Below are 5,934 nucleotides of genomic sequence, written 5' to 3'. Positions count from 1 at the left end.
ATGTTCCGGGGGTGCTCACGATCTTGCCGCATGGCACCCCCTCTTTTTTCACATCTCGGGGGTCCAGATCAAGTAGCACACGAAGGTATTTCCCTCCTCGGCACCTTGGCGGGGCGGCCGCCGGGCTTGGGGGCAGGGATGAGAGGCTCCAGGAGGGCCCACTCCGCATCGCTGAGGTCGCTGGGGTAAGATCGTCTAAGAGTCACCCCTTAAGGATACCACCCTTTTACGACAGCCTCTTAGCTTCCTACCAGTACGGAAACCCCCCGGGCCTTGGCCTGGTACATGCGGGTGTCGGCGGCGGAGAGGAGCGCGTCCAGGGTCTTGCCGTCCTCGGGGAAGGTGGCGAGGCCGATGTTCACCCCGAGGCAGAGGCCGTCAAAGCAGAGCTTGCCGATGGCCTCGGCGTAGCGGAAGGCGGCTCTTATGGCCCCCTCCTTCGGCGTTTGGGGGAAGAGGGCGGCGAACTCGTCCCCGCCCCAGCGGAAGATGCAGTCCCCGCTTCGGCGCTGTTGGGAAAGGGCCTCGGCCACCTTGATGAGGGCGAGGTCCCCCGCGGCGTGGCCCAGGCGGTCGTTCACCGGCTTGAAGCCCCGGAGGTCCATGACCGCCAGGGAAAGGGGGTAGCCGTAGCGCTCCGCCCGCTTCAGCTCCTCCAGGAAGGCCCGCTCAAAGGCCCGGCGGTTAGGGAGGCCCGTGAGGGGGTCGGTGAGGGCGGCCTCCTCCAGGAGCTTGCGGGTCCGGCTCTCGTGGAGGAGGGTGGCGAGGGGGGCGGCGAAGAAGCGGGCGGCGGCCAGGGAATCCTCGCCGAAGGCCTTGGGGTCGTGGAGGTTGTCCAGGTTGAGGTAGGCCAGCACCTCGCCCTTGTAGGGGACGGGCAGGCAGAGGTTGGCCCGGATCTCCGTGGCCCTCCCCGCTCGGTCTATGACCTCGGGCGGGGCGGTCCGGTGGCTGATCTCGGCGATGGGGCGCTCCGTGGCGCTCAGGATCCGGGGCTCGCCCTTGAGGGCCTCCTCCCGGCTTCGGCCGTACCAGAGGAGCATGCCCTCGGGGGAGAAGGCGATGGCCTTGAGCCCCTCCAGGTCGTACCCCACCGCCGCCCGGAAGCGGTAGGCCCCCTCCTCCAAAACGAGGAGGCTCCCCGCCTCCGCCCCGGGCACCTTCCGGACCGCCACCTCCAGGATCTCCGGGTAGAGCGCCTCCAGGGGCATTTCCAGGAGGTCCAGAAAGAGGCGGTTCACCGCCTCGTGCCGATCCTTTTCCGTGAGGCGCTCAAGCCCGAGCCCCAAGGTGCGGCAGGCGGAGAGGAGGAGGTCCACCTCCGCCTTGCGCCAAGGGCGCGCTTCCCGCTGGCCCAGGACCAGCACCCTGCGGCTTCGCGGCGCCCCGGGGGATGGGACGGGCAGGGCGGCGAGGGTGCGCCACCCCAGGGCCTTCAGGGCGGGAACCCCCTGGCCTTCCTCGGCGTAGCGGGCGGTGAAGAGGGGGCTTCCCGTCTCGTACACCCGCCAGGCGAGGCCCACCCCAAAGGCCAGGCCCTCCTCCAGCACCCTAAGGAGGCTTGGCTCCTCCACCCCGTGGTGGGCGAGGGCCTCCATCCGCGCCCCCCGGGCCTCCCAGAGGGTTCCCGACTCCAGGCCCAGGGAGGCCACGAGGAGGGCCAGGGCCTCCCTCGCCGCCTCCTCTAGGGTTTGGGCGCGGGCCATGCGCTCGGAAAGCTCGGTCAGGATTTGCCGCTCCCAGAGGTCGGCCAGGCGGGAAAGCTGCAGGCTCACCGCCTGGGCGAAGCGGGTAAGGCCCTCCACCTCCTCGGGGAGGAAGGGCCTCGGGCGCTCCAGGTTCAGCACCGCCACCGCCTCCCCCCGCTCCAGGAGGGGCAGGGCGAGCTCGGCCAGGGTGGGCAGGGTGGGGTCGGGGATGTAGCCGGGCTCTTGACGCACGTCGGGAATGTGGACCGGGGACCTTTCCCGAAAGGCCCGGCCCACCACCCCGGTTCCCGGAATCCAGTCCAGGTCCATGGGCGGCTGGCTGGCAAGCGGACGAAAACCCCCGTCGTGGGGCACCCACACCCCCACGTGCCCCCCCACGCCGAGGGCGGCGAGGCGCTCGGGGAGGCTTCGGAGGAGGGCCTCCCGGTCCTCCGCCTGGGGGAGGGCCTCGAGGGCCTCGGCGAGGAGGTGCTGGGCCCGGGCTAGGTTCCTGGCCCGGCGGTAGGCCTTCCGCAGGCTTTTCCCGAGCTGGTGGGCGAGGAGGGCGGAGAGGAGGAGGAGGGCCAGGGCCACGGCGTCAAAGCCGGGAATGCGGTAGAGGAAAAAGGCGGCGAGGGTGGAGAGGAGAAGCCCGTAGGCGAGGCCGTAGGCGTTGGCCACGACGGCCACGGCGATCATGAACCAGGGGAAGGCGTAGGGGTCGAGGAAGCCGAGAAGCTCCACCCATACCCCCAGGAGGAAGGACGCCAGGCCCACGATAAGGTAGAAGATCCCCACTTTGGGCCACTTTACTCCACCTTTGGCCGGAGCGCTAGGAGGGCTGGGCCAGGGCCAGGTAGGCCAGGGCCCTTTCCGCCGCCCTCCTTCCCGAGCGCACCACCTCGGGGAGGCCCACCCCCTCCAGGTAGTTCCCCGCCAGGAAGACCCCCGGGGCCTTGAGGAGGGCCATCTCCAGGCGCTCCACCCGCTCCAGGTGGCCCACCCGGTAGCTCGGCATCCCCTCGGGGAAGCGGAAGGCGAAGGCGTGGCTCGGGCGCACCTCCCGGCCCAGGAAGCGCCTCAGGTCCTCCAGGGCCACCCGGGCGAGCTCGGCCTCGCCAAGCCTCGCCGCCTCGCCCGAGAGGTAGGCCCGGACCAGGCTGAAGCCCTCCGGGGCCCGGTGGGGCCACTTCCGGTGGGTCCAGGTGAAGCCCCGCACCCGGTACCCCTCGCCCGCGGCGACGAGGAGGCCGTGGCCCTTTAGGGGAAGCTCCTCGGGGAAGGCCAGGCTCACCGTGGCCGCTGGGGCGTGGGGGAGGCCGTTGAGGAGGGCGGTGGCCTCGGGGAGGAAGGGCCTTAGGAGGCCCGCCGCTTGGGGGGCGGGGGTGGCCAGGACCACGGCCTCGGCCTCGAGGGCCCCCTTGGGGGTGTGGAGGCGGAAGCGGCCTCTTAAAGGCTCAAGCCCGAGGACCGGGGTGGCGGGGAGGACCTTTTCCCCAAGGGCCTCGGCCATCCTCTGGGTGAGGCTTCCCAGGCCCTCCGGGAAGGAGAAGAAGAGGCCGCCTTCCTCGCGGCTTCCCCGCCCCCTTCGGGCGCGCAAGGCCCCGAGGAGGAGGCTCCGGTGCCTTCTCTCCAGCTCCAGAAGCTGGGGGAAGGCGGCCTTCATGGAGAGCGCGTCGGGCTCTCCCCCATAGATTCCCCCCGCCAGGGGGGCCACCAGGGCCCGGTAGACCTCAGGGCCGAGCCGCCTTTCCACGAACTCCTTCAGGGCCTCGTCCTCCTTGGCTCCCCGGGGGAGGAGGAGGTCCAGGAGGGCCCTGAGCTTCCCCGGGAGGGAGAGGAGGGGGGTCTTGGCCACGGCGCGGAGGTCCCCCGGCACCACCTGGAAAAGCCCCTCAGGGATGGGGTGGGCCCTCCCCTTCCGCAGGATGTAGGCCGAGGGCCTTTGGGGCAGGGTGCCGATGGGCTCCAGGCCGAAGGCCTGGGCGAGCTCCAGCACCTCCCGCTTGTAGCGCACGCTGGCGTCGGGGCCGCCCTCCACCAGGAAGCCCCCCTGCCTTAAGGTGCGCACCTTCCCCCCGAGGCGGGGGCTGGCCTCCAGGAGGAGGAAGTCCGCCCCCCCTTCCTTTAGGGCCAAGGCGGCGGCAAGCCCCGCCCATCCCCCGCCCACCACGGCTACCTGAGCCACGCGGCCTCCACGAGCTCCTTGAGGACCTGGATGTAGTCCAGGTCGGCGTTCAGGCTCCGGGCCCGAAGAAGCCTGAGGCCCACCTCTTTCGCGGTGGCCTGGGCCTCGAGGTCCAGGTCGTAGAAGACCTCCAGGTGGTCGGCGGGGAAGCCCACCGCCTGCACCACCGCCTCCTCAAAGCCCTCCTCCCGGAGCTTCCTCAAGAGCTCGTTGATGTCGGGGCCGAGCCAGGGCTCGGGGGTGCGCCCCGCCGACTGGTAGGCCACGTGGAAGCGGGGGAGGGAGAGCCTCCTCGCGATGAGCTCCGCCGTCTTCTCCACCTGCCTCGGGTAGGGGTCCCCCCGCTCCACGGCGGCGAGGGGGACGGAGTGGGCGGTGAAGACGTAAGCCGCCCGCTTGGGGTCCTTGAGCCGCCAGATGGCCTCCTCAAGCCGCCTGGCGTAGGCGGCGATGAGGCCGGGGTGGGCCTCGTAGCTCTCCACCCAGAGGAAGTCTATGGGCTCGGGGAGGGCCTTGAGGGCCGCCTCCACCTTCTCCCGGTACTCGGCCACGCTCCTTAGGGAGTAGTGGGGGGCGGCCACCAGGGCCACCGCCCGCCGCACCCCGTCCTCGTGCATGGCGGCCACGGCCTCCCCGATGGTGGGGTGCCAGTGCTTGGTCCCCACGTAAACCCGCGCCGGGCCCTGGGGGACCCGGGGGGAGAAGGGCCCGGGGAGGCGCTTGGGGTAGAGGGGGGCCTCGAGGTTGAGGAGGGCCTGGAGGCGCATGGCCTGGACCAGGGTGACCTCGTTTAAGGGGCTCTTGCCGATGGCGGCGTAGCGCCCGGCGAGCTCCTCTAGGAGTTCCTCCGGGGGGCGCTTCCCCCGGCGGATGTCGGTGTAGTAGGGCCCGATCTCCTCCGGGGCGTAGGGGGTGCCGTAGGCCATGAGAAGGACGTTCATGGGGAAACCTCCTTCACGAGTTCTACCACGTAGCGCACGTTCTCCTCTGGGGTCTTGGGCAGGATCCCGTGCCCCAGGTTGAAGATGTGCCCGGGCCGCCCCCCGTTTTCCTCCAGAATCCTCCGCACCTCCCGCCGGATGACCTCCCTGGGGGCGAAGAGGACCGCCGGGTCCAGGTTTCCCTGCACGGGGGTGTTGCCCAAGACCTCCCGGGCCCAGGGAAGGGGGGTGTGGTGGTCCAGGCCCAGGACCTCCCCCCCGGCCTCTCCCATGTCCCGGAGGAGGCCCATGGTCCCCACCCCGAAGTGGATCACGGGAACCCCAAGGGGCCCTAGGGCCCGGAAGAGCCTCTCCATGTGGGGCCTCACGTAGCGGCGGTAGTCGGCGGGGGAAAGGGCCCCCACCCAGGAATCGAAGACCTGGAGGAGGTCGGCCCCCGCCTCGGCCTGGGCCCTTAGGTAGCGGGCCATGGCCTCGGTGAGCTTTTCCATGAGGCGGTGCCAGAGGGCCTCCTCCCGGTACATGAGGGCCTTCACCTCGAGGAAGTGGCGGCTTGGCCCCCCCTCCACCAGGTAGCTCGCCAGGGTGAAGGGGGCCCCGGCGAAGCCGATGAGGGGGACCTTGAGCTCCTTTTTGAGGATCCTTATGGCCTCCAGCACGAAGGGCACCGCCTCCTCGGGCTTTAGGGCCCTCAGGGCTTCCACGCCCTCCCTGTCCCGGACGGGGCGGTGGATCACCGGCCCCCGGCCCTCCACCAGGGAGAGGTCCACCCCCATGCCGTGGAGGGGGGTGGTGATGTCGGCGAAGAGGATGGCGGCGTCCACCCCGAGCTCCTCCACCGGGCTTAGGGTCACCCGGGCGGCGAGCTCGGGTTGCCTCACGATCTCGGGCAGGGTGTACCGCTCCCGGAGGGCCCGGTAGGAGCGTTGGTAGCGGCCCGCCTGGCGCATGAACCAAACGGGGGGCCTGGGGGTGGGCTCGCCCCGGGCCGCCCTTAGGAGGAGGTCGTTCACGCCCCCCATGGTAGCATGGGGCATGCGCGCCTTTTTTTTGGCCCTGGCCTTAGCCTCCGGTCTTGCCCTGGCCCAGGAAGACCCCGTGGTGGCCCAGGTGGGGG

At 70.9% G+C, this 5,934-nt stretch carries 4 protein-coding genes and 1 pseudogene; all 5 read right to left on the bottom strand.

Annotated features, from left to right (window positions below; genetic code table 11):
• Window positions 1–110: 110 nt before the first annotated feature.
• A pseudogene (locus tag ABJK26_RS04975) lies at window positions 111–206 on the bottom strand (IS5/IS1182 family transposase); the annotation flags it as partial.
• A 33-nt stretch (window positions 207–239) separates the two neighbouring features.
• Window positions 240–2,486 (bottom strand): diguanylate cyclase, encoded by a 2,247-nt coding sequence (locus tag ABJK26_RS04970; RefSeq protein ID WP_347241151.1) that lies wholly within the window; start codon window positions 2,484–2,486, stop codon window positions 240–242.
• A 34-nt stretch (window positions 2,487–2,520) separates the two neighbouring features.
• Window positions 2,521–3,876, bottom strand: coding sequence for a protoporphyrinogen oxidase (gene hemG / locus ABJK26_RS04965; RefSeq protein WP_347241150.1), 1,356 nt, complete (start codon window positions 3,874–3,876; stop codon window positions 2,521–2,523).
• Window positions 3,864–4,817, bottom strand: a complete 954-nt coding sequence (gene hemH / locus ABJK26_RS04960; RefSeq protein ID WP_347241148.1) for a ferrochelatase — start codon at window positions 4,815–4,817, stop codon at window positions 3,864–3,866. The genes hemG and hemH overlap by 13 nt, the downstream gene beginning before the upstream one ends.
• Window positions 4,814–5,839 (bottom strand): uroporphyrinogen decarboxylase, encoded by a 1,026-nt coding sequence (hemE, locus tag ABJK26_RS04955; protein WP_347241147.1) that lies wholly within the window; start codon window positions 5,837–5,839, stop codon window positions 4,814–4,816. Before hemE ends, hemH begins: the two co-directional genes overlap by 4 nt.
• Window positions 5,840–5,934 lie beyond the last annotated feature (95 nt).

Source organism: Thermus sp. (genome assembly GCF_039793865.1).
Lineage (GTDB): Bacteria > Deinococcota > Deinococci > Deinococcales > Thermaceae > Thermus.
The sequence above is the reverse complement of the archived record's forward strand: the minus strand, read 5'-3'. Positions and strand labels throughout refer to the sequence as shown.

Excerpts from the sequence above, each read along its gene's own strand:
- hemH (WP_347241148.1), bottom strand. The coding sequence starts at position 4,817 with ATGAACGTCCTTCTCATGGCCTACGGCACCCCCTACGCCCCGGAGGAG.
- hemE (WP_347241147.1), bottom strand. The coding sequence starts at position 5,839 with ATGGGGGGCGTGAACGACCTCCTCCTAAGGGCGGCCCGGGGCGAGCCC.